General features: G+C 68.4%; 24 protein-coding genes. 13 read left to right on the top strand and 11 right to left on the bottom strand.

Annotation, left to right across the window (positions count from 1 at the left end):
- The first annotated feature begins 63 nt into the window (after window positions 1-63).
- From AC0NH5_RS10510 to AC0NH5_RS10520, 3 genes are all read left to right on the top strand, one after another.
- The gene (locus AC0NH5_RS10510; RefSeq protein WP_474402407.1) at window positions 64-2301 is read left to right on the top strand and encodes a xanthine dehydrogenase family protein molybdopterin-binding subunit; all 2238 of its coding nucleotides are present in this window, start codon (window positions 64-66) and stop codon (window positions 2299-2301) included.
- A 183-nt stretch (window positions 2302-2484) separates the two neighbouring features.
- A complete protein-coding gene (locus tag AC0NH5_RS10515; RefSeq protein WP_474402933.1) occupies window positions 2485-3699 on the top strand; it encodes an oxidoreductase in 1215 nt (404 codons plus the stop codon).
- Between the two features lie 174 nt (window positions 3700-3873).
- On the top strand, window positions 3874-4230 hold the full coding sequence (locus tag AC0NH5_RS10520) for a molybdenum cofactor biosynthesis protein MoaE (RefSeq protein WP_474402408.1): 357 nt from the start codon (window positions 3874-3876) through the stop codon (window positions 4228-4230).
- Window positions 4231-4354: 124 nt separating this feature from the next.
- Here AC0NH5_RS10520 and AC0NH5_RS10525 read toward each other — a convergent pair whose 3' ends face one another.
- The 6 genes from AC0NH5_RS10525 to AC0NH5_RS10550 form a co-directional block, all read right to left on the bottom strand.
- Window positions 4355-4627 carry a MoaD/ThiS family protein gene (locus AC0NH5_RS10525; protein ID WP_474402409.1) on the bottom strand — a complete coding sequence of 91 codons (273 nt, stop codon included), beginning with the start codon at window positions 4625-4627 and terminating at the stop codon, window positions 4355-4357.
- A gap of 337 nt (window positions 4628-4964) precedes the next feature.
- Complete coding sequence (locus AC0NH5_RS10530; RefSeq protein ID WP_474402410.1) at window positions 4965-5900, bottom strand: SDR family oxidoreductase; 936 nt, start codon at window positions 5898-5900, stop codon at window positions 4965-4967.
- A gap of 201 nt (window positions 5901-6101) precedes the next feature.
- The gene (locus tag AC0NH5_RS10535; protein WP_474402411.1) at window positions 6102-6227 is read right to left on the bottom strand and encodes a hypothetical protein; all 126 of its coding nucleotides are present in this window, start codon (window positions 6225-6227) and stop codon (window positions 6102-6104) included.
- Between the two features lie 5 nt (window positions 6228-6232).
- A complete protein-coding gene (locus tag AC0NH5_RS10540) occupies window positions 6233-6655 on the bottom strand; it encodes an LLM class flavin-dependent oxidoreductase (RefSeq protein WP_474402412.1) in 423 nt (140 codons plus the stop codon).
- A 76-nt stretch (window positions 6656-6731) separates the two neighbouring features.
- Window positions 6732-7499, bottom strand: a complete 768-nt coding sequence (locus AC0NH5_RS10545; RefSeq protein WP_474402413.1) for a S1 family peptidase — start codon at window positions 7497-7499, stop codon at window positions 6732-6734.
- Window positions 7500-7775: 276 nt separating this feature from the next.
- The gene (locus AC0NH5_RS10550; RefSeq protein ID WP_474402414.1) at window positions 7776-8168 is read right to left on the bottom strand and encodes a hypothetical protein; all 393 of its coding nucleotides are present in this window, start codon (window positions 8166-8168) and stop codon (window positions 7776-7778) included.
- Window positions 8169-8687: 519 nt separating this feature from the next.
- Here AC0NH5_RS10550 and AC0NH5_RS10555 point away from each other — a divergent pair.
- The 3 genes from AC0NH5_RS10555 to AC0NH5_RS10565 all read left to right on the top strand — a co-directional run bounded on the left by AC0NH5_RS10555 (window position 8688) and on the right by AC0NH5_RS10565 (window position 10772).
- Entirely contained in the window at window positions 8688-9164 is a 477-nt protein-coding gene (locus tag AC0NH5_RS10555) for a (2Fe-2S)-binding protein (protein ID WP_474402936.1), read from the top strand.
- Window positions 9164-10147, top strand: a complete 984-nt coding sequence (locus AC0NH5_RS10560; protein ID WP_474402415.1) for an FAD binding domain-containing protein — start codon at window positions 9164-9166, stop codon at window positions 10145-10147. The genes AC0NH5_RS10555 and AC0NH5_RS10560 overlap by 1 nt, the downstream gene beginning before the upstream one ends.
- Before the next feature lie 364 nt (window positions 10148-10511).
- Complete coding sequence (locus AC0NH5_RS10565; protein ID WP_474402416.1) at window positions 10512-10772, top strand: hypothetical protein; 261 nt, start codon at window positions 10512-10514, stop codon at window positions 10770-10772.
- A gap of 51 nt (window positions 10773-10823) precedes the next feature.
- On the opposite strand, the gene AC0NH5_RS10570 is transcribed toward AC0NH5_RS10565, so the two are convergent.
- Complete coding sequence (locus AC0NH5_RS10570) at window positions 10824-11720, bottom strand: helix-turn-helix transcriptional regulator (RefSeq protein ID WP_474402417.1); 897 nt, start codon at window positions 11718-11720, stop codon at window positions 10824-10826.
- Window positions 11720-12376, bottom strand: a complete 657-nt coding sequence (locus tag AC0NH5_RS10575; protein ID WP_474402418.1) for a class I SAM-dependent methyltransferase — start codon at window positions 12374-12376, stop codon at window positions 11720-11722. Before AC0NH5_RS10575 ends, AC0NH5_RS10570 begins: the two co-directional genes overlap by 1 nt.
- 478 nt (window positions 12377-12854) lie before the next feature.
- On the opposite strand from AC0NH5_RS10575, the gene AC0NH5_RS10580 reads away from it, so the two are divergent.
- Window positions 12855-13463 (top strand): TetR/AcrR family transcriptional regulator, encoded by a 609-nt coding sequence (locus AC0NH5_RS10580; RefSeq protein WP_474402419.1) that lies wholly within the window; start codon window positions 12855-12857, stop codon window positions 13461-13463.
- Between the two features lie 123 nt (window positions 13464-13586).
- Here the strand turns inward: AC0NH5_RS10580 and AC0NH5_RS10585 are convergent, their stop codons facing one another.
- Window positions 13587-14162, bottom strand: coding sequence for a TetR family transcriptional regulator (locus AC0NH5_RS10585; protein WP_474402420.1), 576 nt, complete (start codon window positions 14160-14162; stop codon window positions 13587-13589).
- Window positions 14163-14278: 116 nt separating this feature from the next.
- Between AC0NH5_RS10585 and AC0NH5_RS10590 the strand changes: the two genes are divergently transcribed.
- Entirely contained in the window at window positions 14279-15172 is an 894-nt protein-coding gene (locus tag AC0NH5_RS10590) for an SDR family oxidoreductase (protein WP_474402421.1), read from the top strand.
- A 151-nt stretch (window positions 15173-15323) separates the two neighbouring features.
- On the opposite strand, the gene AC0NH5_RS10595 is transcribed toward AC0NH5_RS10590, so the two are convergent.
- Window positions 15324-16424, bottom strand: coding sequence for a Kelch repeat-containing protein (locus AC0NH5_RS10595; RefSeq protein WP_474402422.1), 1101 nt, complete (start codon window positions 16422-16424; stop codon window positions 15324-15326).
- Window positions 16425-16867: 443 nt separating this feature from the next.
- On the opposite strand from AC0NH5_RS10595, the gene AC0NH5_RS10600 reads away from it, so the two are divergent.
- Both AC0NH5_RS10600 and AC0NH5_RS10605 read left to right on the top strand, forming a co-directional pair.
- Window positions 16868-17347, top strand: a complete 480-nt coding sequence (locus AC0NH5_RS10600; RefSeq protein WP_474402423.1) for a GtrA family protein — start codon at window positions 16868-16870, stop codon at window positions 17345-17347.
- A gap of 366 nt (window positions 17348-17713) precedes the next feature.
- Complete coding sequence (locus AC0NH5_RS10605) at window positions 17714-18853, top strand: XdhC family protein (protein WP_474402424.1); 1140 nt, start codon at window positions 17714-17716, stop codon at window positions 18851-18853.
- A gap of 109 nt (window positions 18854-18962) precedes the next feature.
- On the opposite strand, the gene AC0NH5_RS10610 is transcribed toward AC0NH5_RS10605, so the two are convergent.
- Window positions 18963-20324 (bottom strand): MFS transporter, encoded by a 1362-nt coding sequence (locus AC0NH5_RS10610; protein WP_474402425.1) that lies wholly within the window; start codon window positions 20322-20324, stop codon window positions 18963-18965.
- Window positions 20325-20560: 236 nt separating this feature from the next.
- Between AC0NH5_RS10610 and AC0NH5_RS10615 the strand changes: the two genes are divergently transcribed.
- The 3 genes from AC0NH5_RS10615 to AC0NH5_RS10625 all read left to right on the top strand — a co-directional run bounded on the left by AC0NH5_RS10615 (window position 20561) and on the right by AC0NH5_RS10625 (window position 26035).
- Window positions 20561-21592, top strand: a complete 1032-nt coding sequence (locus tag AC0NH5_RS10615) for a helix-turn-helix transcriptional regulator (RefSeq protein WP_474402426.1) — start codon at window positions 20561-20563, stop codon at window positions 21590-21592.
- Window positions 21561-22253 (top strand): class I SAM-dependent methyltransferase, encoded by a 693-nt coding sequence (locus AC0NH5_RS10620; RefSeq protein WP_474402428.1) that lies wholly within the window; start codon window positions 21561-21563, stop codon window positions 22251-22253. Before AC0NH5_RS10615 ends, AC0NH5_RS10620 begins: the two co-directional genes overlap by 32 nt.
- 332 nt (window positions 22254-22585) lie before the next feature.
- Complete coding sequence (locus AC0NH5_RS10625) at window positions 22586-26035, top strand: AMP-binding protein (protein ID WP_474402429.1); 3450 nt, start codon at window positions 22586-22588, stop codon at window positions 26033-26035.
- Window positions 26036-26065 lie beyond the last annotated feature (30 nt).

Below are 26065 nucleotides of genomic sequence, written 5' to 3' on the forward strand. Positions count from 1 at the left end.
CGCCTGGACGTTCGACCGCCAGCGGCGCGGTTCGAAGCAACTGTCAACAGTCAGGAGTCATGCATGCCTGTCTCACCCCTCGGCCGTGAGATCGACCGCGTCGACGGCCGGTCGAAGGTGACCGGTGCGGCGCAGTACGCGGCGGACTATCCGATCACCGATATCAGGTACGCGTACGCGTACGTCGTCACCAGCACGATCGCGAAGGGCCGGATCCTGCAGATGGACACCGCGGCGGCGGCGGCCGCACCCGGGGTCCTCGCCGTGTTCAACCCGGACCGAAACCTCGGCTTCAAGCCACCGCGGCCCGGTTCCCAGGCGCTGGTGGTGGAGAACTACCTGCCCCTGCAGGACCGTGAGATCCGGTATCGCGGGCAGGCCATCGCCATGGTCGTCGCCGAGACCTTCGAGCAGGCGCGTGATGCCGCGGCGCTGATCACCACAACCTACGAGTCCGCGACCCCGAGGATCTCGGTGGAGGCGCACAGCCCCGGCGTGCAGCCGCCCCTGCCGCCGAACGTGGGACCGGCCAACGTCACTGTGCTCGCGCCGGGCGTCGACTCGATCGACACGGCCCTGGCCGCCAGCGACGTGATCGTGGAGGGCACCTTCCACCAGCCCGTCCAGCACCATGTCGCGATGGAGCCGCACGCCTCCATCGCCCAATGGAACGATGAGAAGACCGAGGTGACCGTCTGGACCGGCTCCCAGTCCCCGATGATGGCCGCACTACTGCTCTCGGATCGGCTGGGCCTGCCGCTGCAGGCGGTGCATGTGATCTGTACCTACACCGGCGGTGGCTTCGGCAGCCGGGTGCGCTCGTGGAACGACTCGATCCTCGCCGTCGGCGCCGCCTACCAGCTGGGCCGTCCGGTGAAGCTGGTGATGACCCGCGAGCAGGTGTTCACCATGGTCGGGCACCGCGGTCAGATCGACCACACGGTCCGCCTGGGAGCCTCCCGCACCGGCGTTCTCCAGGCGGTGAGCCACGAGAGCGACGCCGAGCTGCCGGCCGTCGGCGGATGGCCGATGCTGCCCGCGACCGATACCACCGACTCGCTCTACAAGACCCCCAACCTGCACATCCGTCAGCGGTTCGTCCCGCTGGACATGCCGCCGACGTGGGCGATGCGGGGTCCCAACGAGGCGCCCGGCGCGTTCGCGCTGGAGACCCTGATGGATGAGATCGCCGTCAAGACCGGAGTCGACCCGGTCGAGGTGCGGCTGCGCAACTACGCCGCCGCGAGTCCCGGTACGGGCAAGGCGTTCTCGAGCAAACACCTCGACGAGTGTTACCGCATCGGCGCGCGGCGTTTCGGCTGGTCGGCTCGCCGGGCCGAACCCGGCAGCCGGGTCGACGGCGACTGGCTGATCGGCATGGGGATGGCCACCGCCATCTACCCCGGTAACCGCATGGCGGTCAACGCCAGTGTGGACCTGCGCGACGACGACACCGCGGTGGTGTCCACCGCGACCAGCGACATGGGTACCGGTGCGCTCACCATGCTGGCCATCGTCGGGGCCGACCAGCTCGGCATTCCGATGGCGAAGGTGACTCCGCGCCTCGGTGACTCCTGGCTGCCGCCGGGCGCGGTCGCCGCCGGTTCCATGGCGACCTCCAGCACTGTGCCGTCGGTCGTGGCCGCCGCCGAGGGGGCGATCGCCGAGCTCCGGCGGCTTGCGGTGTCCGAGCAGGCCTCACCGTGGTACGGCGCCGACGTCGCCGACGTCACCTACGTCGACGGGAGGCTGCGCGGGGCGGGCCGTTCGATGACCTTCGGGCGTTTTCTGGCCGCTCTCGGCCGTAAGAGCCTGGTCGTGGACCGGCAGACGGCGCTTGCTCCTGAGGTGACCGCCCGGTACGAGTTCCACAGCTTCGGCGCCCACTTCTGCGAGGTCCGCGTCAACCGCTTCACCAGGGAGCCGCGTGTCACGCGCTTCACCACGGTGGTCGACGCCGGGCGGGTCGTCAACGCCCAGGCCGCCCGCAGCCAGATCATCGGCGGCGTCATCTTCGGCATCGGCCAGGCCCTGCTGGAGGAGAACCCTCTGGAGATCGAGACCGGCCGTCTGGCCGCGTCGAACATGGCGGACTACATGGTGCCCGTGAACGCCGACATCCCGGACATCGACGTGCACCTGCTCAGCCGTCCGGACCCCAACGTCGGCGCCCTCGGCACCCGCGGGCTGGGAGAGCTGGGCACGGTCGGCTCGGCCGCCGCGATCGGCAACGCCATCCACAACGCCACCGGCATCCGCCGCCACGACCTCCCCATCACCCTGGACAAGCTGCTGCCGTGAACGCCGCGCAACGGTGCCGGGACAGGGTTTCGGCACCGTTGCGCGGCCGCTGATCACTCCCGGCGGTTTCCGTTCGCCGAGGGCAGATTACCCGACCCGTCTCGCAGCATCGCATTCCTATTGACCGCTGTCTGCTATCCGCTGCCGCGCAGATGCAATAGGGGAACGCCGTAGGTGGCCTTCATGGTCCTACCTTTTCTCCCCTTTATTTGGCTACAGTTCGAGCGCTACCGAGATCAATTGCTACTTTGCGAGGTAATGGTGTCTACGACGCTGGATGATGGGCAATTTGAACCGCGCGAGAACAAGGGCGTCAACGAGAACGCTGAACCGCGTACGACTATGGGCCGGAAGTTCTCCCGGCGTTCGATTTTGCGGCTGTCCGTGCTCGGCGTCTCGGCCGGTGCGGTCGGTGCGGCCGGCTTCGGTGTGGGCAGGCTGACCTCACCCGGAGCGGAGATCCCGGATTGGACCACCGCGGACATCCCGCCGCAGAACGGCCGGCGAGTGGTCGTGACCGGAGCGAACGGCTATCCGCAGGACGGCCGGAGTGGGCTGGGTTATCACCAAGCGCTTGCGCTGGCCGTCGCGGGCGCGGACGTGACGATCGCTTCACGCAATGCTGCGCGCGGCGCGGAAGCAGTTCGGCGCATTCAGGCGGCGGCACCCGCGGCACGTGTGCGATTCGAGACGCTGGATCTGGCGAATCTGGCGTCGATCAGTGCGTTCGCCGCGCGCATGCGCGATTCAGGGGATCGTCTGGACCTATTGATCAACAGTGCCGGTGTCATGGGGCGCGCCAATCGTGAAGTGAGTGCCGACGGCTTCGAGCGGGTCTTCGCCACCAACGCGCTCGGCCCGTTCGCGTTGACTGCGCGACTACTACCGCTTCTGCAGAAGGGCAGCGAACCCCGAATCGTCTGGATGTCCAGCTCGCGTGGTCACAGTGGTGCGATCAACTTCGACGACCTTCAGAAGGAGCGAGGGTACGACTACGTGCGCGCATACGACGACAGCAAGCTCGGCGACCTCCTGCTCGCCCTCGAGTTCGAACGCCGCAGCAAAGCAGCCGGCTGGCGGATCACCAGCATCGCAGCACACCCCGGTGTCGCTCGCACCAGCATCGTTGTGGATGGGCCCGGGCTGGACAGCTCTGAGGGCTTCCGGTGGCGATACATCCCGATGATGTGGCAGGACCCGGCCCAGGGCGCCCTCCCGCTCCTGTATGCCGCGACGTCGCCGCAGGCCACCGGCGGGGGCTACTACGGCCCGAAGGAACTCCAAGGGCTCAGGGGTCTCCCGGGAGTGACGATCGTCCCGGAGAACGCCCGGGACCCTCGACTGGGAGCGGAGTACTGGAGCACCCTGGAACGTCTCGCGAGCGTCTCTTTCCGCTGACCGACCCGGCCGAGGAAACCTGTAGGCAGCCTCAGCCGCGCCCACGCCGAGGCTAGTCCGTCACCCGAGCCGGGGCCGACTGCCCTGGTATGCGGCAAACACGGCCGCGACGACTTCTGCCGTCCCGCGGGAACCACCTGTCGGCCCGGTTCCTGGTGGCCCCACGAGAAGGCTGTGGCAGACGCGGGGGCCGGCGCTGTCGTCTCGTTTCAGGGAGTGGTGCGTGACCACGATCAAGAACGTGGCGTGACCCTCCTCGAGTACGAGAACCACCCGACGGCCGCCCGGGTGCTGCGCGAGGTCGCTGCGGAGATTGTGGCGGATCCTGATGTCCACGCCGTCGCTGTTTCGCACCGCGTGGGCACGCTGACGATCGGCGATGCGGCGCTGGTTGCCGCGGTGAGTACGGCGCACCGGGCGGCTGCGTTCGCGGCCTGCGCACGGTTGGTCGACGAGATCAAGGCGCGGCTGCCGATCTGGAAGCGGCAGGTGTTCGTCGATGGCAGCGATGAGTGGGTCAACTGTCCCTGACGGGGCCCACCGACGCGGAACACCCTGGGGAACCATCTCCGCGGTCAGGAACGAGCGGAATTGGGCACCCGATCGTCGGGCGCCTCCGCCGGCCCTCACTCGCCTGCCGGCGTGAACGCGGAACTCAGCCGCCGGCGAAAGGCGGAAGGACATCGATCGTGGCTTCGGCGGGAAGGAGCGCCGCATGGTCGTGGCAGATCAGACCGTCGACCAGGAAGCTGGCCGCCTCCAGTACCACGCTCAGTTGCTCGCCGTGGCGGTCTGCCAGCAGCTGCTTCAGTTCCTTCAGAGTCTCAGCCGCGACGGGCTCGCTCCGGACTCCGCCCGCGGCCGCCCGTGCCCCGGCGAAGTAACGAATGGTTAGCGTCACAGGAATCTCCGCCCGCGGCCGCCACATGCTTCAGCAAGCAGTGGCGGACCTTCTTTGTGCTGGTCGCAAAACATGCGGGAGCCGCGGTCCGGCGTTTTCCTCGGAGGAGAGGACCCGCTGGAAGTGGTTGCCGGCGGCATGGTTTCGGCTGCATGAGACGAGAACTTCACGCCGACCGGTTGCTGGAAGACTGCTTCTTCACACCACGCGCCGGCATGCTCCGCGTTCGGGAACGCGGAGCATGCCGGGACTGATGTGGTCGCTGACGCCGTCTCGCGGGGCCGGTCGGTGCCCCGCGAGGAGCAACAGATGATCGCGTTCGTCGAGCGTGAGGTCGGAAGTGACCGGCGCCCTTTCTCCGGAATCAGGCCGGGTATCGCACGCCGATCAGCCGTTCCGACATTTCCCAGAGCATGCGGGCGTCGTCCATGTCGCGCAGCGGAGGCCAGAGTTCCTGCTGCCCGGGCGCGCCGCTGATGTTGCCGAGGCCGGTGGGGCCGTAGAACTGGTCGCCCTTGGCGGTGGGGCCGGTCGCGGCCAGCAGCGCCGGCAGCGCCGCCGAGTCCGGTGTCCCCGCCAGGCCGATACGGGACAGGAACCGGATCGCACGGATGTTGCCGGTGTCCTTCGGGCGGCCCAGTCCGGGTTGGGCGGCGAGCAGGTTGGTCGGGGAGATACCGGGGTGCGAGAGGTTGCTGGTGATGTCCCACCCGCCCGCCCGGCTGCGGGCGTCGAGTTCGCGTGCGAACAAGCCGACGGCGATCTTGGACTGGCTGTACGCCTTCATGACGTCGTAACTCTTCTCCCAGTTGGGGTCCTCCCAGTGGATCCCTCCGCTGCGGGCGGCGACGCTCGACTGGTGCGTGACCCTGGCCCTGCCCTGCTTGAGCAGGGGCATGAGTCCCTGGGTGAGCGCGAAGTGACCGAGATGGTTCGTACCCAGCTGCAGCTCGAAGCCGTCCTTGGTGACCAGGCGGCTGGTCGGCCGCATCACCCCGGCATTGTTGATCATGATGTTGATCGGCCGGCCCTCGCTGACGAGCTCGTTCACGAGCTTGCCCACCGAGTCGAGGGACGACAGGTCCAGGGCGCGAGTGACGATCTTCGCGTTGCGTACGAGCCCGCGGATCCGGTCGGCGGCCGTGGCGCCCTTCGCCGGATTGCGGACCGGCATGACCACTTCGGCGCCCGCCCCGGCGAGGCGGGTGGCGATGACGAACCCGATCCCGTCGCTGGCGCCGGTAACGAGGGCGCGCTTGCCGGAAAGCTCGGGGATGGTGAGGTTGTGGGTGCGTGCCATGGTGGCCTCCTCGGGAGTGCGGCTTATGTGTGCGGGTCGGCGTGCAAGCCAATACTGGAAGGCTCCGGCAGGCGGATTCAGGGCCTTGTCAGCCTCGGATCGCCGATCCCCCACTGAGGGACCCACCGGTCCTGCCTGGTCCGTCGTGGGCTCAGCGATGTGGTTGACCGCGGAGTGCCGATCGGCCCGAGAATGGACGGGTCACATGCCGACCGAGGCGAGCCGCGGAATGACTCGCTCGCCCAGCTGTGCCGCGAAGCCGGCCGGGTCGGACGTGGAGGGCGCAAGCTGTACGTGGCTGACGCCGATCGCGGCGTAGCGTTCCATCTCGGTCAGGAAGGCGTCGGTGTCGGCCAGCGGATCGGGACCGCCGAAGTCGTCTTCTGAATCGTCGAGTAGTCACGGCCAGCGTCCTCGCAATGCCGGGCGAGCACGTCCAGCTTGTGCTTCACGACGTCGTGGCCCAACGCGAAGATGTTGCAGGCGTCGGCGTACCGCGCAACCAATCGCAGCGTCTTCTGTTCACCGCCGCCGCCGATGAGGATCGGGGGCCGTGGCCTCTGCAGCGGCTGGGGCACGTTGATGGTTTCGGCGAGCTGATAGTGGGTGCCGGTGGGACCGTCGTCCTCGCCCCACATCTGTTGCACGATCCGCAGCGTCTCCTCGAGCCGTTCGAACCGTTCGGCCGTCACCGGATAGGGCACCCCGAGGCCCCGGTGTTCCCGGTCGTACCAGGCGGCGCCGAGCCCTAGCATCGCCCGGCCGCCGGAGAGGACGTCAATGGTGGTGACTGCCGGATGCGCGGCCGGGCTACCACTGTGGGGTGGGCTGTCAGTTGGAGTTGGAGAGCAGTTGGTGGGCGGCGCGCCGGATGCTCTGGTTGAAGTAGGCGACGTCGGTGTAGGTGGGAGTCGGCTCCTCGCCGGCGTCCCAGTCGCAGTCGGAGCCCGAGCTCACGATGCCGACCTGCTCCCAGACGCCGCTGGGAAGCCGGTGCAGGGCCGGCCCACCGGAGTCGCCGCCGCAGTGACTCTTCTGGTCCACCGACTTCGCGCAGATCATCGACCTGGGGTACTCGGGGTGCTCGTCCCACCAGGGGTCGTCGAAACACCCCTCGTCCGGCAGAACCGGCAGCTTCACCTTGCGCAGCAGAGTTTCCTGGGGGCCCTCCCAGCTCTGCCTGCCCCAGCCGACCACGGTCAGTGTCCGTAGCGGCCCGGGCTTGGTGGCGAGCCGCAGAGTGGGCACGTCGAGCGGCTGCTCCAGCTTGATCACCGCCCAGTCCGGTCCGTCCCACCACTCGGTGCCACCGATGATGGCGGTGGACCTGGTGATCGTCCGCCGCGGATCCTCGAGGTCGACGACGCCGGAGACGATGGTGAAGCTGTCGCCTGGCTGCTCATCGACGCAATGCTGGGCGGTCAGCACCAGTTGCGGGTGGATGAGGGTCCCGCCGCAACCCACCGGCAGGAGCCGGACCATCCACGGGAACTCACCGGGCGCGGCCTGCTCACCGCCGCTGATAGCGGCGGCCGGAGAGGCCGTGGCCAGCGCGGCGGCCAGCGCCGCCCCAGCGATCAGAAGTCGTTTGAAGCGCATCGGGCATCCTTAGAGAGGGTTGCGGGTACGGAAGTAAGACGGTGCCGGTGGGTGTTTTGTGGCACGCCGGCCGATGTCACCGGCCGGGATCCGGGTAGAGGTGGTCGCTTGACCGCCCTCTGCGGCGAGCGTCTTCGGACGCTGGGATGGAGCGAGATCGCCGTGGCCGGAAGGTCGTCGTCCGGCTCGGGACTGGCGACCGTCGCTCGTCGGGCCGCCAGTGTCGCCCACTCGGCTCAGAAGGCGACCAGCAGGTGTTACGTGCACGCTGCGGGATCAATTCCCGGGGCGTACGGAAGTCCGCGCGGTCGCCGCCGCAGCCACCAGGAGAGCGAAGGCGATCCCGAGGTTGATCCTCGGCGGTAGGTACTCGACGAACAGGACGCAGATGGCGAACCAGCCGGCGACGGCCAGGAAGCCGAGTGCCTGACCGGGTACCCTGCTCATCAGATCCCATCCGCTGCGGATCACCATGAGGGCAACGAGCGCGAAGATGACTTGTCCCAAGGAATAGGCCGAATGCAGGCCGTAGTAATAGGTCGTTGCGGGGCCCGGGGCGCGGTGGCCACCGAGATACTGATGGACGACGTCGATGAAAAAGTGCAGAACGCCGGTGAGAAGCAGGAACCCGTACGCCGCGTAGAGGAACCTTCGGTGAGTCGTAGTCATGTGCCGTCCCTAAATGATCCCGGCTCCGGTTGATGGCGTCTGCAAGCACTCGAGTGCTGAGGATGCGGTGATTGCGGGTCGACGCTTCAGGACCGGTTCCTCCCGAATGCGGTCGTGAACCGTTCTACCGATGCCGGCCGAGGTTATCCACGGATTGTCGATCCACCTCAAGGGCCGGGCGGCGTCCGGGGCCCTTCGAGCGTCGGAACGGTTCGTGCCCCGCTGGACGGAGCTCGTCGTGGTGAACGATCCGGATCCGGCTCATGCGAGCGGCCGTCCACCCTCAACCTCGGATCGGTAGGTCCTGGCTGGCGTCGGCCTGCTGGTCCAGGGTTGGTCGGAGTTTGATCCGCCGACCGCCAGACCCGGGGAGAGTCGATGAGTCACAGCGATGATGCGGAGCGCAGCAGCTCCGGGGTGTCCCGCCGAACCGTTCTGGGCAGCGGTGCCGCCGTCGCGGTAGCGGCGCCCTTGCTGGCCAGAGCCGCAGACGCGGGGTCGATCCCCGCCGAAGAGTCGGTGAGCGTTCCTGACGTGACAGTGCGCGTCAAAATCAACGGAGAGATGAAGACGGTACAGGTCGACCCGCGTGTCACCCTGCTCGATACGCTGCGCGAACGACTGGAGCTCACCGGTACGAAAAAAGGTTGCGATCGCGGACAGTGCGGCGCCTGCACCGTCCATGTTGACGGACGACGCGTGCTGTCCTGCCTGACATTGATGGCCTCGACCGACAAATGCGAGGTCACCACCATCGAGGGGCTGTCCAGCGGTGACCGGCTGCACCCGATGCAGCAGGCATTCGTCGAACGTGACGGCCTGCAGTGCGGCTTCTGCACACCCGGACAGATCATGTCGGCTGTCGGGATGGTCCACGAGAGTGGCGCGGGCTCCGACGACGAGATCCGCGAACGCATGTCCGGCAACATCTGCCGGTGCAGTTGCTATCCGGCCATCGTCCGGGCGATCAAGGACGCACAGAAGGTGATGCGCTGATGCGGGCATACGTCTACAACAAGCCGGTTTCCGTTCGCGACGCGCTCGCCGGTGCCGGCGAGGATGCGGCGTTCCTTGCCGGGGGCACCACCCTTGTCGACCTGATGAAGCTTGATGTCATGCGTCCGGGGCGAGTGCTGGACATCAATCAGCTGCCGCTGCGTGGTATCACGCTGAATCGGGAGGGCCTGCACATCGGTGCGCTCGAGCGCATGAGCGACGTCGCGGCGCATCGTTCGGTGCGTGAGGCGTACCCGGTGGTTGCCGAGGCGTTGGAGCTGAGCGCGTCGGGCCAGCTGCGCAACATGGCGAGCATCGGCGGCAATCTGTTGCAGCGGACCCGGTGCGGGTACTTCCGTGACGTCACGACGGCGTGCAACAAGCGACAGCCGGGCAGCGGCTGTTCGGCTCTGACCGGGTTCAACCGCGGCCATGCGATTCTCGGTACGAGCGATGCCTGTATTGCGACGAACCCGAGCGACCTCGCGGTCGCGCTGGTGGCCCTCGGCACTGAGGTGCACCTGACCTCTGCTCAGGGTGCCCGCACGGTCGCACTCGACGAGTTCTACACCCTTCCCGGCAGCACGCCGCATATCGAGACGGTTCTTCAGCCGGGCGAACTGATAACCGGGATCACGGTTCCGCGTTCTGAGTGGGCGGCGCGTTCCCTCTACGTGAAGATCCGGGACCGGCAGTCGTACGAGTTCGCCCTTGCCTCGGCAGCGGTGGCGCTCGACCTGCGCCGAGGCGTCATCAGGCAGGCCAGGATCGCCGTCGGTGGGATGGCGACCAAGCCGTGGCGGCTGACGGGCGTCGAGCGGGCGTTGGCCGGCCGGCCGGCCGACGCGGCCACGTTCGAGTCGGCGGTTGAGAACGCTGCGGACGGCGCTCGGCCGCAGACACACAACAAATTCAAATCTGCACTGCTGCGCCGTACGCTGATCCGTGCACTCACCACCCTGACGGAGCGCCGTCATGCTTGAGTTCCCGGACAAGCTCCTCGACCGGTTCCATGGCCTGGCGCCCACAGGGCCGGAACGCGAACCGTCAGTCGCGGGGCAGACTGTGGCCGATCTCCTCCGCGCCCCGTTACGGGAGGGACCGGTGAGCCACCACAGCGACCCCGCAGCCGCCTGGTTCGGCTTGCACCTCGGCCACCATGTCGGCATCCGGAACGCCATCGTCGACAGCCGGGACTTGGATGGTCGCCTGCACGTCCGAGCCGACGATCGGTGAAGCTTCGCCGGCGTCGGCCCCCGCCAGGGCCAGCCTGGCGGCGATGGCCGAGCCCGGCCCGCCTTCGTCGGCGGGCCGGGCTCGGTAGTGTGGCGGTCAGTGAACCTTCGCTTGGTCGCGACGAAGGCGGCGAGCCGGTCGAGCCACCTCGCCAGCGTCACCACCACGCTGCTTGGCGCGCGCACCGTCGAACAGCTCGACGACTTGCTCAAAGGCGTCACCGTCGAACTCGGCGACGACATTCTCTCCAGGATCGACGAAATCGTCCCGCCCGGCACCGACGTCACCCGCCTCGACCAGGCCTACGTGCCTGTGGCCCTGCTGGACCCGACCCTGCGCCGCAGGCCGGTCAGTGAGCGCAGTGCCGCCTGACCCGGACACCATCACAACGAACCTGGGCGAACCGATTCCCCGGCGGGGCCGTCAGCGAAACGACTGGGCACCGATAACAGCTAGTAACTGAAGCTTGTCGTAGCTTTCGGTACCCGGGTCGGCGGTGTAGACGTGCAGAACATGAGACTGTTCAGGATCGATCAGAGTCTGGCAGTTCACGTTGATCATGCCGAGTTCGGGATGATTGAAACGTCTGACTCCATGCGGGCGTATGCCGGCCTCGTGCTCCTCCCACAGCATGGTGAACTCGAGGCTGCGGGAACACAGCAGTTCAGCGATGTCGGCCGCGCGCGATCCGGGGCCACGCCTGGTGGCGGCTTCACGTACTGCGGAGGTGAACAACCGTGACATCGAGGGATGATCGCCGGGTGCGTACAGTTGTCGGGTGGCGGGATCGGTGAACCACCTGTACGCGATGCTGCGGGACGGTCCGTTGTAGCTGGTCAGATTTCCGGTGAGCGCGACGCTCAGATCGTTCTGCCGCAGCGTCTCGCCCAGTTCGGTGACGACCTCCGCGGGCGTGTCACCAAGGCGATCGACCACGCGGAGCAAGCCGGGACTGATGTGCTCGCTGACCCCGTCCTGCGCGGGCGGCCAGTGCCCGGCGAGCCGGAACAAATGATCCCGCTCGTCGAGCGTCAGATGGAGCCCTTGCGCGATGGAAGCGATCAACCGGGCGGAGGGCCGAGACCCGCGTTCCCGCTCCAGCCGGGAGTAATAGTCGGTCGACATGTGGCAGAGGAAGGCCACCTCCTCGCGGCGCAGCCCTCCGGTTCTGCGGCGTTCACCTCGGGGGAGGCCGACGTCTTCCGGTTGCAGGGATTCCCGGCGGAGTCGGAGGAAACGAGCCAAACCGAACCGGTCAATTGTCATTCTTTTCCCTGCAACGGTATCCGCGGGATTGTTCGCGTGCCGGTGGCGAACCATCAACGGCGAGCATCGAGCTGATGCTCGTCACGAGCTTCGGCGGTCACCGTAACGGGACGCCGGCAGACATAGACCAAAGCGGGCGGTAAATTGTTCCAGACGGTCTGGCTGACGACAACCTCCTCGAAACGCGACCGGAGAGAGCGCAACAGCCGCTGGGCCGGTGGAGCCCACCGGGCATGAATGTAGGCGAATGTGGTGAAGACGCCGGCCGGGTGCATGACTTCGACTACCTCCGACAGGACGTCGCGTTGCAATCCCTCGTCGAAAGCCGCCCAGGGGAGGCCGCTGACCACCACGTCGACGTGGTCGATGCCCCGCTCGACGAGCACCTTCCGGAGGGCTGCGGCGTCGGCGACCGCGACGTCGACGGAGGGATGGAGCGCCGCCAGCCGCGCGGCGAGCCGGGGGTTGAGCTCAATCGCGATGTGTCGGCCGGCTCCTGCCAGGCGCTGCTGGATCGGCACGGTGAAGGCACCGGTTCCAGGGCCGAGCTCGAGAACGACCGGAGAGCCCGTCGCTGGAACCACTGCCGTGGCCAGCTGCGCCAATGCCGGACCGCTCGGCCGGACGGCGCCCACGGTCATCGGGGCTCGTAGGAATTCGAGGAGGAACGACATGGTCGAGAGTCCCGGACCGGTCGTGCGGAGCTTCATGTCGGATGCCCATTCGCTTTCGTCACGGTTGACGTCGGTTGCCCAGCGCCCGCGACTTCTTTGAACGTTTGCGCTACATCCACCTACTGCCGCCAAATCCGGTTACCGCGCCTCTCGTGAGGCGCACGCTAATGGCTTCACAATCGGCAGCGAAAGGACGGCCGACTCGATTTTCGAACTGGCCGGCTACTGCCCGCAGGCGGTGGATGCTTCCGATGCTGGGACATCGCTGATGTCATAACAACGGCCTCTCGATCCCAGGATCAGGGGCCCTTGAAAGGGTGACGAGAAAGGGGGGATCGCCAATCCGTGGCTACCGTGTGCGCAATGAGCGAGAATGGCCGCAGCGTCGCGGGGGTGAAAGAAACGGTCGTGGACCGCACCTGGCTCGGCCGCCGGTGTCGACGTCGGATCGCGGCACCCTCATCGCAGGTGCGGGCCGCTCTTTCGAAACGCTGCGGCTCGATAATATGGTGCGATGAGTGACAGCGTGTCCGCGGAGCGCCGTGGCCGGGGGCGAACGCGCGATGCCGCGGCCACCGCTTCGATCCTGCAGGCGGCGATGAGCCTTCTCGTGGAGAAGGGGCTGGCCGGGTTCACCATGGAAGGCATCGCCACCCGGGCGGGGGTCAGCAAGGCGACGATCTACCGGTGGTGGCCGTCGCGGGGGGCGGTGGCGCTGGACGCCTTCCTGGCTGCGGTGGAGCCCCTGGTGCCGTACCCGGAGGAAGAGAATTTCGCCACGCAGCTGCGCGTGCAGGTGACCGCACTCGTGCGGGTCTTCCGGGACCACGAGGTGGGCGGGGTCGTGCGCGCGCTGATGGGCGAGGCGCAGACGGATCCGGACCTGGCAGTGGCGTTTCGTGACCGGTGGCTGGAGGCGCGCCGGACGGTGGGACGGGCGGTGTTCCGGGAGGCTCAGCGCACCGGGCAGATCCGCGACGATCTGAACATCGAGACGGCCATCGACCTGGTGTACGGCGCGGTCTATTTCCGCCTGATGGCGGGCCATCAGCCGCTGAGCGACGAATTCGTCGCGGATCTGGTCGACTACGCGGTCAGAGGCCTGGCGCCGGCGGCGAAGTAGAGGCCCTGGACTGACGAGCCGAGTTCGGCGTGTTGGGTGAGGTGGGCGGCGACCTTGCCATGGATTTCCAGCCGTACCGCTTGCGCCGCGGTGGGGGTGGGTGCGGGCCGAGCCGGCGCGCTGTCAGCTGGCCCTGGTGACGATGGCGCGCATCTCGGCCATCGCCTCGCGCTGCAGGCGCACGAGGTCGCGGTCCTCGCCGTCGGCGATCCAGAGGCCGAAGGCCGTGACGAACACGGAGACCGCCAGCTCGGCAGCGAGGCGCGCGCGCAGCGCGGGGATGCCGCGGGTGACGAGGGCTTCGGCCCACGCGTTCATGAGTCTGGTGAGCTTGAGCAGCTCACGCTCCTGCAGTCCTGGGTGGGCATCGATGATCTGCTGTCGTGCGCGGGCGTGGTGACGGGTGCGGGCCGCCTCGAGAGCTGTACCGGATGCATCAAGCCCAGCGCTGATCAAGTCAAGCGTCGGTGCCCCGGCCGGTCCAGCCGCGATGGCGCGCACGGACGCCTCACGCAACTCGTCCTCGCCGACGAAGAGCACCTCACGCTTGTCGACGTAGTGCCGGAAGAAGGTGCGCTCGGTGACGCCGGCCCGCTCGGCGATCCCCGCGACGCTCGTGGCGTCGAAGCCCTGCTCGCTGAACAACTCCAGCGCCGCCTGCTGCAGGCGTTCCTGCGCACCCGGCTGCCAGCGTCCCATGCGGCCAAGACTAGCCGATGACAGCGACCGACATGACTGCTGCGGTCGTGATGACAGTCTCTGACATGACTGCTATGGTCGCGATGACAGTCACTGACATCCAAGGGAGTGCCACCATGCGCGTCTTCGTCACCGGGGCATCAGGATTCATCGGGTCCGCCGTCGTCCCGGAGTTGCTCTCCGCGGGCCACGAGGTCCTCGCCCTGGCTCGCTCGAACGCTTCCGCTGCCGCCGTCGATGCCCAGGGAGCTGCAGTGCTGCGCGGCGACCTCGACGACCTCGACACCCTGCGGCGAGGCGCTGATTCCGCGGAAGGCGTCATCCACCTGGCCAACAAGCACGACTGGGCGAACCCGAGCGAATCCAACCGGGCCGAGCGCGCCGCCGTCGAGACCCTCGCGGAGGCGCTCACGAGTTCCGATCGCCCCTTCGTGCTCGCCGCGGGCCTCGCCCTGCCCGGCCTCGGGCGACTCGCGAGCGAACAGGACCGCACCGACGCCCACGGGATCGACTCCCCCCGCGGTGGCGCTGAGAACCTGGCCTTGAGCTACGCCGACAAGGGCGTGCGCGTCATCAGCGCCCGGTTCGCACCGACCGTGCACGGCGAAGGCGACCACGGCTTCATCGCCATCATCGCCGAGCACGCCCGCCGCACGGGCCGTGTGCCCTATCCCGCGAGCGGTACCAACCGCTGGCCGGCAGTGCACCGCCTGGATGCCGCCGTGCTGGTACGCCTGGCCCTGGAGAAGGCCCCCGCCGGCTCGGTCGTCCACGCCGCTGCCGAGCAGGGCGTCCCGGTGCGCGACATCATGACTGCGCTCGGGCACCGCCTGGAACTGCCTACCGAGTCCGTGCCGCCGGAGCGCCTCGCGCAGGAATTGCCCTTCGTCGGTGCGTTCCTCGCCGCCGACATCCCGGCCTCCAGCGCACTCACGTGCGAGCTCCTCGGCTGGAAACCGAACGGTCCCACGCTGCTGGAGGACATCGAGGCCGGGCATTACGACCGCTGACCCCGCCGGCTCGTCGACGGCACAGCCATGACGGCCCTTATGCCCTCCGGCCAGCGGTACCGCTGATTTTCACAAGATCACCAGCCAGGGGCCGTAGCGCGGCCGGGTGACCGCTTCGGTGGTCACCCGGCCGGAGCTGGGGCGATCGGGGTCAGCGCCGGGCAGGGCGGTAGGCGTCGTTGACGGCGACCGGGGAGCCGCCGCCGAGATTGCCGCCACCGGGGATGTAGATGGTGCCGCCGACGGCGACCGCTGCGGTGCCGTGGCGGGGGACAGGCATCGCGGCGAGACGCTGCCAGCGGTCGGTACGGGTGTCATACGCCTCGGTCTGACCGAAGACGGTGTTGGTGCCACCGACGACGTTGCCTTCGCCGCCGAAGGTGTAGATGCGGTCGCCTACCGCGGCGAAGGCGATGCCGCCGCGGGCGGTCGGCATCGGCGCCCGTTCGGTCCATGCCCGGGTGCGGGGGCTGGTGCGCAGGTCCATGGCGTAAACGGTGTCGCGGACGTTGACCTGGCCGCGGTCGCGGCCGCCGAGCACGTAAAAGGTGCCGTTCACGATGGCGCCGGCGACGTGGTCACGAGCTTGGGGAAGGCTGGGAAGGCCGATCCAACGGCCGGTGGGGACGTGGTACGCCGACACGGTGGCGACGGTGTCCTGCAGCCCGCCGTGGCCTGGGGTAAGGGTGCGCATGCCGCCCGCGAGGTAGATGGTGCCGCGGTGCACGCCCAAGGCGGCACTGCCGCGCTCGAGGCCGGCCGGAACCGGCGGCAGCGCCCGCCACCGGTCGGTGCGGGGGTCATAGACGAAGCTGTCGCGCAGTGCCTGCCAGGAGGCGCCTCCGGAGAGCCCGCCGAGCACGTAGATGCGGCCCCCGACGACCGCGACGTTGGGGTGGTTCATGGCCACTGGCAGCGGTGCGGCGGTGCGCCAGACCTCGCGACGGGTGTCGTAGACCTCGACGCGGTCGGTGGTGACCACGCCGCCGGTGGCGGCAGGGACGATGCCGCCGATGACGTACACGTCGGTGCCGACGGCGGCCACGCTGTGTTCCTGACGGGGCCCGCCGGCGATGCTGCGCAGCGCCTTCCAGCCCTGGCCGTAGACGGGGTGCACGGTGGGCGCAGGGGTGACGGCGGGGTGGTCATGGCCGGGATGGGCGTGCGCGGGCATCGCCGGCGAGAGGATGAGCGAACCGGCGAGCAGCAGAGCGGTGACAGCCTTCAGCGTGGTGGGGTTCGGCTTGTCCATGGGGGTCCTTTCGGGTCGGTGACTTCGCGGATCAGGCGCCGGCAGAGTCGGGCCGCTCGTCGCGCGGTACGGAGTGGTGGTGCACGGTGTCACCGTGATCCGTACGGGGCTGGTCGGAGAACTCGATCCACCGACGGGGTCGGTCGAAGCGCGAGCAAACGCCTGGCTTGTCGGCTCCGGTGAAGCGGTCCCTGCGATGCGGGTACGGCGGAAGTCAGCTTCGTGACTGCGGCGCAGCAGAGTGCTGAACCGCTTCCATTTGTAATACGATACGTTTCGTTTTGCAAGGCGTAGGTTCAGGCGAGCGGTACGTCGGCTCCGGTATCAGGGGATCGGGCAGTCCTGAATAACGGCGGCCGTTTCCGCGATCGTGGAGGCGACAACGAGACTGCCTGGCCGGCCACGGCACAGGCACTCGACGATCTTCCCCGGAGGCCGGCCTCGTGACTGCCCTGACCGCCATCACTGTCGGGCCGCATGACAGATTCGCCGCCGTGGCGGCCCGCCGGCGCGCCGGTGACACGGACCTGGCCTCGGTGCCCCTGCACAAGGCGTCGACGTTCGCGTCCTGGGCGCGCACCGGCACCCTTCCCGCGCAGCTCACCAGATTCGCCGCCACCGGTGTCATCACGTCGCTCGTTCAGTTCGGCATCTTCTTCCTCCTGTACAACCTGGGCGATCAGGTGGCCAATCTGGTGGGCGCGACCGTCTCTTCGGTTCTGGCCAACGAGATGCATCGCCGGCTGACGTTCCGTGCCGGTGGCCGAGTCACGTGGCTGGCTGCGCAGTGGGAAGGCGGCGCCCTGTCCGCTGTTGCGCTGGTCACGACAGCCTGGCCCTGGCGTTTCTGGACGAGGTTGTCAGCGGCGGCTGGTGGGCAGGAGCGCTCTTGGTCCTGGCCGTCAACGCGGTGGTCGGCCTGACCCGATTCGTGCTTCTGCGGCTGTGGGTGTTCTCGGCCCCTGCCGAGCGCGCCCCCTCGGCTCCGGCGACCGCAGCTCCTAGCGGCTACTGAGCTGCCGGTGATGACGGTCGTCTGCTGCACGGAGTCGCATTGCGGCCCGCATGGCCCGTCGAGCTCGCCGCGGGCTCATCCTCGGATCGACGAGTCCTGGCACTCATCAGGACGGCCAACCAGAGTGAATCAGCGTTGACCGTTGGACCGGAATCCCGGAGAGAAGCGATGACCTCACATGACGCGGGCCACCACAGACCGGCGGTGTCCCGGTGGACTGTTGCGGACACCAACGCTGTTGGCGCCCTGACGGCCGCTCGTGGAGGCGGCGGTCATGCTTGAGCTTTCGGCGGAGCTGCTCGAACGCTTCCGCACCGGGACCCCGTTCGTGGCCGCCACCGTGATCCGCGTGGACGGCAGCGCACCACGGCAGCCGGGCGCCTCCTTGGTGGTCGACGCCGGCGGTGCTGTCCTGGGCAACGTTTCCGGTGGCTGCGTCGACGCTGCCGTGTTCCAGGCCTGTCAGGAGATGCTGGCCGGCGACAGCCGGCCGCGGGTGGTCCAGTACGGCTACTCCGACGGTGACGGTCTCGCCGTCGGGCTGACCTGCGGCGGCACCATCGAACTCGTCCTGCGCCACTACGATCCCCGCCTCGAGCCGGAACTCCGTCCCGCCTTCACCGAGGCTGCCCAGGACCATCCGGTGGCCGTGGCCACGGTCGTACGCGGCTCGGACGGCCTCCTCGGCCGGACGATGGTGGTGCGACCGGGCCGGCCCCCCGCAGGCACGTTCGGCGAGGACGGCCTCGATCGGGCAGCAGTGGTTCACGCGACGGCCCTGCTGCATGCCGGGCAGACCGGCACCGTGGACGTCGGTACGGCCGACGGCTACTGCCGGGAGCCGGTGACCCTGCTGGTGGAGAGCAACACCCCGGCGCCGCGAATGCTGGTGTTCGGCGCCATCGACCATGCCGCCGCTCTGGCCCGCGTCGGCGGCTTCCTCGGCTACCGGGTGACCGTCTGCGACGCGCGGGCCACGTTCGCCACGCCTGAGCGGTTTCCGTACGCCGACGAGGTGGTTGTCGAGTGGCCGCACCGCTACCTGCAAGCCCAGCGCCTGGCCGGCAGCGCCGTCATCTGCGTGCTGACCCACGACCCCAAGTTCGACGTGCCGCTGCTCACCACCGCGCTGCGGCTGCCTGTGGCGTACGTCGGGGCCATGGGGTCGCGCCGCACCCACGAGGAGCGTCTGGTGCGGCTGCGCGCCGCCGGCCTCACCGACGGCGAGTTGAGCCGCCTGCACTCTCCGATCGGGCTTGATCTCGGCGCCCGGACACCGCAGGAGACCGCCTTGTCGATCGCCGCCGAGATCGTCGCGGACCGTCTCGGCGGCGCCGGGGTCCCGCTGCGCACCGGAGTACCCATCCACCGGCCGGACCCGGGGATGCTGTCAAGCAGTCAGCAGCCACGCTGACCGTCGCACTTTTCATCGACATCGGCCAGCGGCGAGCGCTGGAGACCCGCCCAGACCAGGGCGTATGACTACGCGTCCTGGTCTGGGCGGACGAGCGACTGAAGATTGATCACCGATGGATCGGGGCGCGTGGCCGGTGTGCGGGACCGTGCGCGTCGTTGCCCTCGGCGATGTCGCTCAGTACCTCCGAGGCAGCAAGTTCGTCGCGTGCGGCAAGTTGGTCGAATCCGCTGACGGCGGGGTAGGTGTAAGGACCCAGGGTTGCGATGAGGATCGCGCCGACGACGAGGATGCCCATCAACACCGGCATGACCGGGTCGTAGGAGCCGAACTGGTCGTAGCCCAGCCCGAGCAGCAGCGGACCGACCGCGGAACCGAGGACGAAGAAGGCCTGGACCGGGCCGATGATCCGGCCGAAGTTGCGGGTACCCAGGTACCGGGTGATGAGCAGCGCGAGCAGGTCGCCCTCGATGCCGAACGCGACACCGATGAAGGCGACCGCGGTGGCGGCGGTACTGAACGGCGGTTCCAGGAAGAACAGGCCTGCGATGGGTGCGAGCATCACGATGGGCCCGACGATGGAACCGTGTACCCGGTCGATGATGAAGCCACCGACGACCCGGCCTACCAGTGAGGAAAGACCGAAGATGATGAGAAGCGATGCTGCCTGGTTCTCGCTCAGTCCGCGGTCGGTCATCATCGGCACGAGGTGCACCTGCAGGCCGATGATCACGAGTGCGACCATGCCGAGCCCCAGGGCGATGCCCCAGAACTGCCGGGTGCGGACCGCCTCACCGAATGTCAGTCCCGGAAGTTCGAGGCTGATGTCACGGCCCCCGACCTGCGTCTCCTTGACGAGTCGTCCGCGGACGTGCCGTTCGGCGCGGGCGCGCACGAACAGGCTGACCATGGTCACCGACACCAGGATGGCGATCACCGCCATGACGACGTAGGCCAGCCGCCATCCGACGCTGTCGATGAGAGAGCCGGCCAGCGCCGGGCCCAGGGCCGCGCCCAGACCGAGGATGCCGGTCACTACTCCCACGGCGAGGGCACGGTTGTTGTCGAACCAGCTCACAACCGCGCGAGCCGCGGGTATCGCGGTTCCCGCCCCGAAGAACCCTACGAAGAAGCAGGGGATGAGGTACACCGGTGCGATTGCCGGTGCCGCCCCGACCAGGGCCATCGAGAGCGCGAACAGCACGTATCCCGGTATGAGAATGTATCGCGCGGCGAAGCGGTCCACGAGTTGCGACACGATGATCAGGCCGATCACCATCCCGATCGCGGCTACCGAGTAGGCGCCGGTGACGGTCGTACGGCTGAATCCGGTCTCCTCGGTGATCGGCAGCACGAACAGGCCGATGGTGGCCAGAAACATCTGTGGGCCGACAGCCTGGGCGGTGCCGGCACCGACGACCACCCACCAGGGGCTCCTGGGTTTCGACGGGCGATGGGCGACGGTACTCATGGTGCTCCTCGTGTGATGATCGGACGGCCGTTGGTCAGGCGGCGACGGACGGGGTCCTGGTGAGGCATCGAGTCTCTCTCCGGTTGTGTCTGTGGCGGAGCAAGATCGATTACGGCCTCTCGCGCTGACTCGTGTCTTTGATCGAGATTCGTGCACGGGGCGGAAGACAGCCAGGGCCTACCAATCCGTGCTTCACAGGTTCCGCCGCGCGGAAATCGTGACGAGATTCGTGCGACATGCTCTACGGCGGCGATGGCACCGTGATGAAGGCGAGGTGCTACGGCACGGTCACCGCAGGCCATGAAGGGTGGATCGACGATCCGTGGTTACCGTCCGGCATCCGCGGTAGAACGGATCGCATCGCAATGCTGGAGGAAGCAAACATGATCGATCGGGCCGGACTTGCCGAGTTTCTGCGTCGCCGTCGAGAGCTGCTGCAGCCCGAGGACGTTGGCCTCCCTCGCGGGCAGCGACGCAGGACGGTGGGGCTGCGCCGCGAAGAGGTCGCCATGCTTTGTCACATCTCCGCTGATTACTACAGTCGGCTCGAGCAGGAACGTGGCCCGTTTCCCTCCGACCGTCTGATCGCAGCGATCGCTCAGGGTTTGCACCTGTCCCTGGATGAACGCGACCACCTGTTCCGCCTCGCGGGGCACCACCCGCCGCCGCGAGGCACGACCAGCGAGCACATCAGTCCCGGGCTGCTTCGCATCTTCGACCGACTTGTCGACAGCCCCGCCGAGATCGTCACCGAGCTCGGCGAGACGTTGCGGCAGACCCCGTTGGGTGTCGCGCTCACCGGGGACACGACCCGGTACTCCGGTCCTGCTCGCAGCCTGCCCTACCGGTGGTTCACCGACCCGGCCACCCGGGCCAAGTACCACCCCGATGACCACGCACACATGTCGCGGGTGTTCGTCTCCGGAGGCCGCAAGCTGGCCACCGTACGCGGACCTGGATCAAAGGCTGCCCGCCTCGCAGAGCTGTTGCTCGCGGAAAGTCGCGAGTTCGCCGACCTGTGGAACGAACATGAGGTCGGAGCGGGCTTCGACGCCGGCAAGCGCTTCGTCCATCAGGATCTCGGTGTCGTGGCACTCGACTGTCAGACACTTCTCGACCCCGAACAGTCCCACCGGCTTCTCGTCTACACCGCCGTTCCCGGAAGTGAAAGCTACGACAAACTCAAACTGCTCTCCATAATCGGCGAGCAGTCCGTTAGCCGCACCATCCCGGCAGATGACGAGCTCACCGGACCGGATGTGTTCTGAAACCTCGGCGCACAGCCCGACGGTTACCCGCGAAGACGATGCCGCCGCTCGGCGTGCCGCGATGGTGGTTTCTCTGCGGAGTCAGGATCTGCTGCATGACGAGAGCGTGGCGCGGGCACTGTCGGTCGTGCCACGTCATCTCTTCGCTCCCGGCGAAACCGACCTCAAGCGGGTGTACGACACACACACCACCCTGCAACCGGTGCACTTCCCCGACGGCAGGGAGTCGAGCGTCGTCTCCGCCACCCACATCCAGGTGATCCAACTCGAGCAGGCCGGGATCGAGCCGAGCATGAGCGTCCTGGAGGTCGGCTCAGGCGGTTACAACGCAGCGCTGATCGCGGAGATCGTCGGCTCGACCGTCTCGGTGACCACCGTCGACATCGACGCCGGCGTGGTGGACAGGGCTCGGGCCTGCCTCGCCGAGGCCGGCTACGAGCGGGTCAACGTCGTCCTCGCCGACGCCGAATACGGCGTGCCCGAACTTCCGGCGCGGCGACGCCGGCATCGTGTACTACCCGGCCGGCGCCGATGCCACCGGCATCACCGCATGGCAAACCCCGAAACGCCACGGGATCCTCGCGATCGGCTGGCCATGACAAAGGCCTCCGGCCACAGCTGCCGGGAATTCACGATCCCCCAACCGAGGAGGCCCCTGTGACCGCACCGACGCTCGACCGCGCCGCCATTTTTCCGGCCCGAGTCGAGGACCCGCAGACCGAGGCGGAGCCCGCTGTCGCGGGGTTGCGGGAGTTCATGGCCCGGGCGCGGCATCCGGACGGTGAATGTTCAACAACATGCCCCGCGCCGTGAGTCGTGCAGCCGGACGGACCCAGCCGGACGGCCATGGCCGGCAGCGGACGCAGCGCCTAGCGGACCCGACCGGTCGGAACCACGGGACCGTGGGACGCAATCCACAGCGGGACCGGCACCCTTCATGATGACGGGTGTAACGTCCGAATGAGTCGCTCCCCCCATCCTCCGGAGTCCCGGATGTCCGCGAGCCTGCTGACCACCATGGCCGACCGCCTTGACGCCGCTCCCGGGGCGCACCTTTACACGTTTCTCGATCGCCACGGGAAGGAGATCGACGCGGCCGACCGCCAGGAGATCGTGCGGCGGGCGGCCGGCACCGCCGACTTCCTGCAGGCGGCCGGCGTCGCGCCCGGCGACCGCGTGCTGCTCATCTTCCCGCCCGATGGTCTGGAGTTCGTCGCGAGCTTCTTCGGGTGCATGCTCCTCGGCGCGATCGCGGTCCCGGTGGCCGGCCCCGACCCGCGGCATCTCGATCGGGAGCTGCCCAAGCTGCGGCACATCGCCGAGGACAGCGGCGCACGCGTCGCACTCACCCACGGGAAGTACCGCGCGCTCACCACGCTGGCGTCGGTACGCGACGGCGTGGCGGGCCGCTGGCGCGGCCGCGAGACGTCGAGCTGGCCCAAACTCACCTGGCTGCTGTCCAATCGCATCAAGCGCGCCGATCCGGAGGCGGCCGCGGCTCGGCTGGCGCGCGCGGCCGCTCGGTTCGGCCCGGACGATGTCGTGTACCTGCAGTACACCTCCGGCTCGACGTCGTCGCCCAGAGGCGTCGTCGTGCGGCACCGGAATCTGACGCACAATCTCGAGCTGATCGCGCGCAACACCCGGGTCGACAGCGAGTCGGTGCTCGTCGGCTGGGTGCCGTTGTTCCACGACATGGGGCTGGCCGGTGGGGTCCTCAACGCGATGTACACCGGGGCGCGCTGCATCGTCTTCTCCTCGATGACCTTCCTGGCCACCCCGCGTCTCTGGCTCGAGGCGATCGATCGCTATCGCGGCACGCACATCGCCGGGCCGAACTCCGGCTACGACTACGTGTTGCGCGGTCTGCGCGACGGCGACTCGTTCGACCTCTCGTCGCTCCGCGCCACCCTGCAGGGCGGTGAGCCGATGCTGGCCGCCACGATGCACCGCTTCGAAGCCGCGCTCAGCCGGATGGACTTCGATCCGGCGTCCTTCGGCAACATCTACGGCATGGCCGAGGCCGTACTGTTCGTCTGCGGCGGGGTGGGCCGGAAGCCGACGCTGCTCCACGGGGATCGGGCCCTGCTGGATCGCGACGGCGTGATCGTCGCGCCGGCCCCGGGCGCACCCGCGGTGACGCTCGTGGGCAGCGGCGTCCCCGACGCGGAGTGGGGTGTGTCGGTGATCGCCGTCGACCCCGTGACCCGGCGGCCGCGGCCACCCTACGCCGTCGGCGAGCTGTGGATCTCCAGTCCCAGCGTGTCGAGCGGTTACTGGGGACGGACCGAGGAGGAGAACGCGGCCGTCTTCGCCGCGCGCCCGGCGACCGGGAACGGCCCGGACGACGGGCGACGTTTCCTGCGTACCGGTGATCTCGGGGTGATCGGTGACGACGGTGAGGTGTTCCTCTGCGGCCGCCTCAAGGACCTCATCATCGTCGGGGGCCGCAACATTCATCCGCAGGATCTGGAAGCGGCGGTGGTGGCGGCCGATCCGATTCTGCGGCCGGGCAACGCGGTCGCCTTCGGGGTGCGGGTCGACGGCGTCGAGCGGGTCGTGGTGGCGGCCGAGCTGCGCAAGAAGGTCCTGCGGAACGGGGAGCCGATCCCGCTGGACCGCGCGGTCTCGGCGATCCGGGCCGCGGTGGCCTCGCACTGCGGGGTGCAGTGTCATGAGGTGCTACTGATGAGGCCGGACAGCATTCCGAAGACGACCAGCGGAAAGCTGCGGCGCACACAGTGCAAGCGCCAGTGGACGGCCGGCTCGCTGCGTTCGTCGGCGATCTCGGGACAACGTAGGCCGACGTGGAGGACGTTGCCCCGGGCGGGGCCGGGCGGCGAGCCGGAGTACGTGCTCCGGCTGCTGCAGACCGAGGTCGCGGAGGTGCTGCAACTGACCGACCCGAACGACGTGTCGGTGGATCGGCCGCTCCTCGGCGTGGGCCTCGACTCGCTCGGGTTACTCGATCTGGCCCGGCGCGTCGAGGATCGGACCGGAGCGCGCATCCCGCCGGCGAGCTTCGGCAACGACTCGACCCTGCGGGCTATGGCGATCTCGCTGGTACGGCAATTCGAGCCGGCGCCCCCCGAGCCGGGCGAGGCTCCGGACACCGGTGACGTCTCGTTCAGCGCCGCGCAGCAGCACGCCGTCGAGCTGGGGCAATGGGACGGATGCACCCGTACGGTCATGCTCAACGTCCATCGGCGGCTCACCCCGGACCGCCTCCGTCGAGCCGCGTCCGCTCTGGTCACCCGGCACGAGGCGCTGCGCCTGCGGTTCCGCCGGGACGACGGCCGATTCGCGCAGCGTTACGGCGACATCGAAGGCAGTTTCGCCGTCGAGTCGGTCACCATGGACCGGCCCGACGCGCTCCTGCCGCTCCTCAGCGAGCAGCATCGCCGCGTCAGCGTCGAGCACGGCCCGCTGATGCGTCTCCTCCTGATCGAGACCGGTTCCAGGCAACGACTGTTCATCGCGGTCAACCACCTCGTCATGGACAGCGTCACGCTGCGCATCCTGCTGGATGACCTGGACCAGCTCTGCCGGTTGGACGAACAGGGCGAGCCCCTGCGGCTGGCCCCGACATCGGCGCGCTTCGAGGAGTTCTCCGGCTGGATGAACGACTTCGCCCACCGGGGCGCGAAAGCGGATCTGGCGTTCTGGCGCACTCAGCTCGCAGTGCCACCACCGGCCACCTACGACCCGCTCGCGCATCCCGCCGTGCAGACGGAGGACCTGGCCACCGCCCGCCACAGCCTGCCGCCCGACGAGACGCGCGCGCTGCGCAACGTTCGGATGACCGGGCCGGAGGCAGGCCGCGCACCGCTCGCCACCACCCTGCTCACGGCGCTGGTGCGGACCGCTCAACGCCAGTGGAGCTGCGGGCGTCTCGTGGTGGAGCTCTCCGGCTCGGGGAGACAGACAGCGGTGCACGGCCTCGATCTCTCGCGGACGGTCGGCGATCTGCACTGCACCTTCCCGCTCGCCTTCGAAGACAGCCGGTCCCAGGCCCCGGCCGAGACGCTGACCGCGGTGGGCGAACGGCTTGCCGGTGTCCCGTCCGCGGGTCTGTCGTTCGACGGCCTCAAATATCTGAACGACGATCCGGACGTGCGACGAAGCATCCGCCAGGCCCCGGCTCCGACGCTCTGGTTCAACTTCCAGGGCGAAATGCCGACGCGGAGCCGCAGCGGCCTCTTCTCTCTGAGTGCGGCCGCCATCAGTGACGTGTGGGATTCCGGGGCCGGCATGCGGCAACCGCCGCTCTACGTCGAATGCGCGGTCGTCGGCGGCACGACCCGCATCGTCTGGGAATACTCGCCCCGGCAGCTGTGGTGGACCGGAGCCGAGATCGATCAGTGGATGACCCGGTTCCGAAACGAGCTACACCACCTGGTCCAATCCGGACCGGGCTTCCCGGTCCGTCAGACGTCGCGGTAGGCGCCGAACTCGTCGAGCTGGCTCTGCTGA

The organism is Actinoplanes sp. 13 (assembly GCF_056134165.1).

Coding starts and splice junctions, on each gene's coding strand:
- AC0NH5_RS10525 (WP_474402409.1), bottom strand. CDS start 4,627: ATGTGGCGGCCGCGGGCGGAGATTCCTGTGACGCTAACCATTCGTTAC.
- AC0NH5_RS10530 (WP_474402410.1), bottom strand. CDS start 5,900: ATGGCACGCACCCACAACCTCACCATCCCCGAGCTTTCCGGCAAGCGC.
- AC0NH5_RS10585 (WP_474402420.1), bottom strand. CDS start 14,162: ATGGGACGCTGGCAGCCGGGTGCGCAGGAACGCCTGCAGCAGGCGGCG.
- AC0NH5_RS10595 (WP_474402422.1), bottom strand. CDS start 16,424: ATGGACAAGCCGAACCCCACCACGCTGAAGGCTGTCACCGCTCTGCTG.
- AC0NH5_RS10590 (WP_474402421.1), top strand. CDS start 14,279: ATGCGCGTCTTCGTCACCGGGGCATCAGGATTCATCGGGTCCGCCGTC.
- AC0NH5_RS10575 (WP_474402418.1), bottom strand. CDS start 12,376: ATGAAGCTCCGCACGACCGGTCCGGGACTCTCGACCATGTCGTTCCTC.
- AC0NH5_RS10545 (WP_474402413.1), bottom strand. CDS start 7,499: ATGCGCTTCAAACGACTTCTGATCGCTGGGGCGGCGCTGGCCGCCGCG.
- AC0NH5_RS10540 (WP_474402412.1), bottom strand. CDS start 6,655: ATGCTAGGGCTCGGCGCCGCCTGGTACGACCGGGAACACCGGGGCCTC.
- AC0NH5_RS10610 (WP_474402425.1), bottom strand. CDS start 20,324: ATGAGTACCGTCGCCCATCGCCCGTCGAAACCCAGGAGCCCCTGGTGG.
- AC0NH5_RS10625 (WP_474402429.1), top strand. CDS start 22,586: ATGTCCGCGAGCCTGCTGACCACCATGGCCGACCGCCTTGACGCCGCT.
- AC0NH5_RS10560 (WP_474402415.1), top strand. CDS start 9,164: ATGCGGGCATACGTCTACAACAAGCCGGTTTCCGTTCGCGACGCGCTC.
- AC0NH5_RS10535 (WP_474402411.1), bottom strand. CDS start 6,227: ATGGAACGCTACGCCGCGATCGGCGTCAGCCACGTACAGCTTGCGCCC.
- AC0NH5_RS10620 (WP_474402428.1), top strand. CDS start 21,561: ATGACGAGCTCACCGGACCGGATGTGTTCTGAAACCTCGGCGCACAGC.
- AC0NH5_RS10580 (WP_474402419.1), top strand. CDS start 12,855: ATGAGTGACAGCGTGTCCGCGGAGCGCCGTGGCCGGGGGCGAACGCGC.
- AC0NH5_RS10510 (WP_474402407.1), top strand. CDS start 64: ATGCCTGTCTCACCCCTCGGCCGTGAGATCGACCGCGTCGACGGCCGG.
- AC0NH5_RS10515 (WP_474402933.1), top strand. CDS start 2,485: ATGGTCCTACCTTTTCTCCCCTTTATTTGGCTACAGTTCGAGCGCTAC.
- AC0NH5_RS10605 (WP_474402424.1), top strand. CDS start 17,714: ATGCTTGAGCTTTCGGCGGAGCTGCTCGAACGCTTCCGCACCGGGACC.
- AC0NH5_RS10615 (WP_474402426.1), top strand. CDS start 20,561: ATGCTCTACGGCGGCGATGGCACCGTGATGAAGGCGAGGTGCTACGGC.
- AC0NH5_RS10570 (WP_474402417.1), bottom strand. CDS start 11,720: ATGGTTCGCCACCGGCACGCGAACAATCCCGCGGATACCGTTGCAGGG.
- AC0NH5_RS10550 (WP_474402414.1), bottom strand. CDS start 8,168: ATGACTACGACTCACCGAAGGTTCCTCTACGCGGCGTACGGGTTCCTG.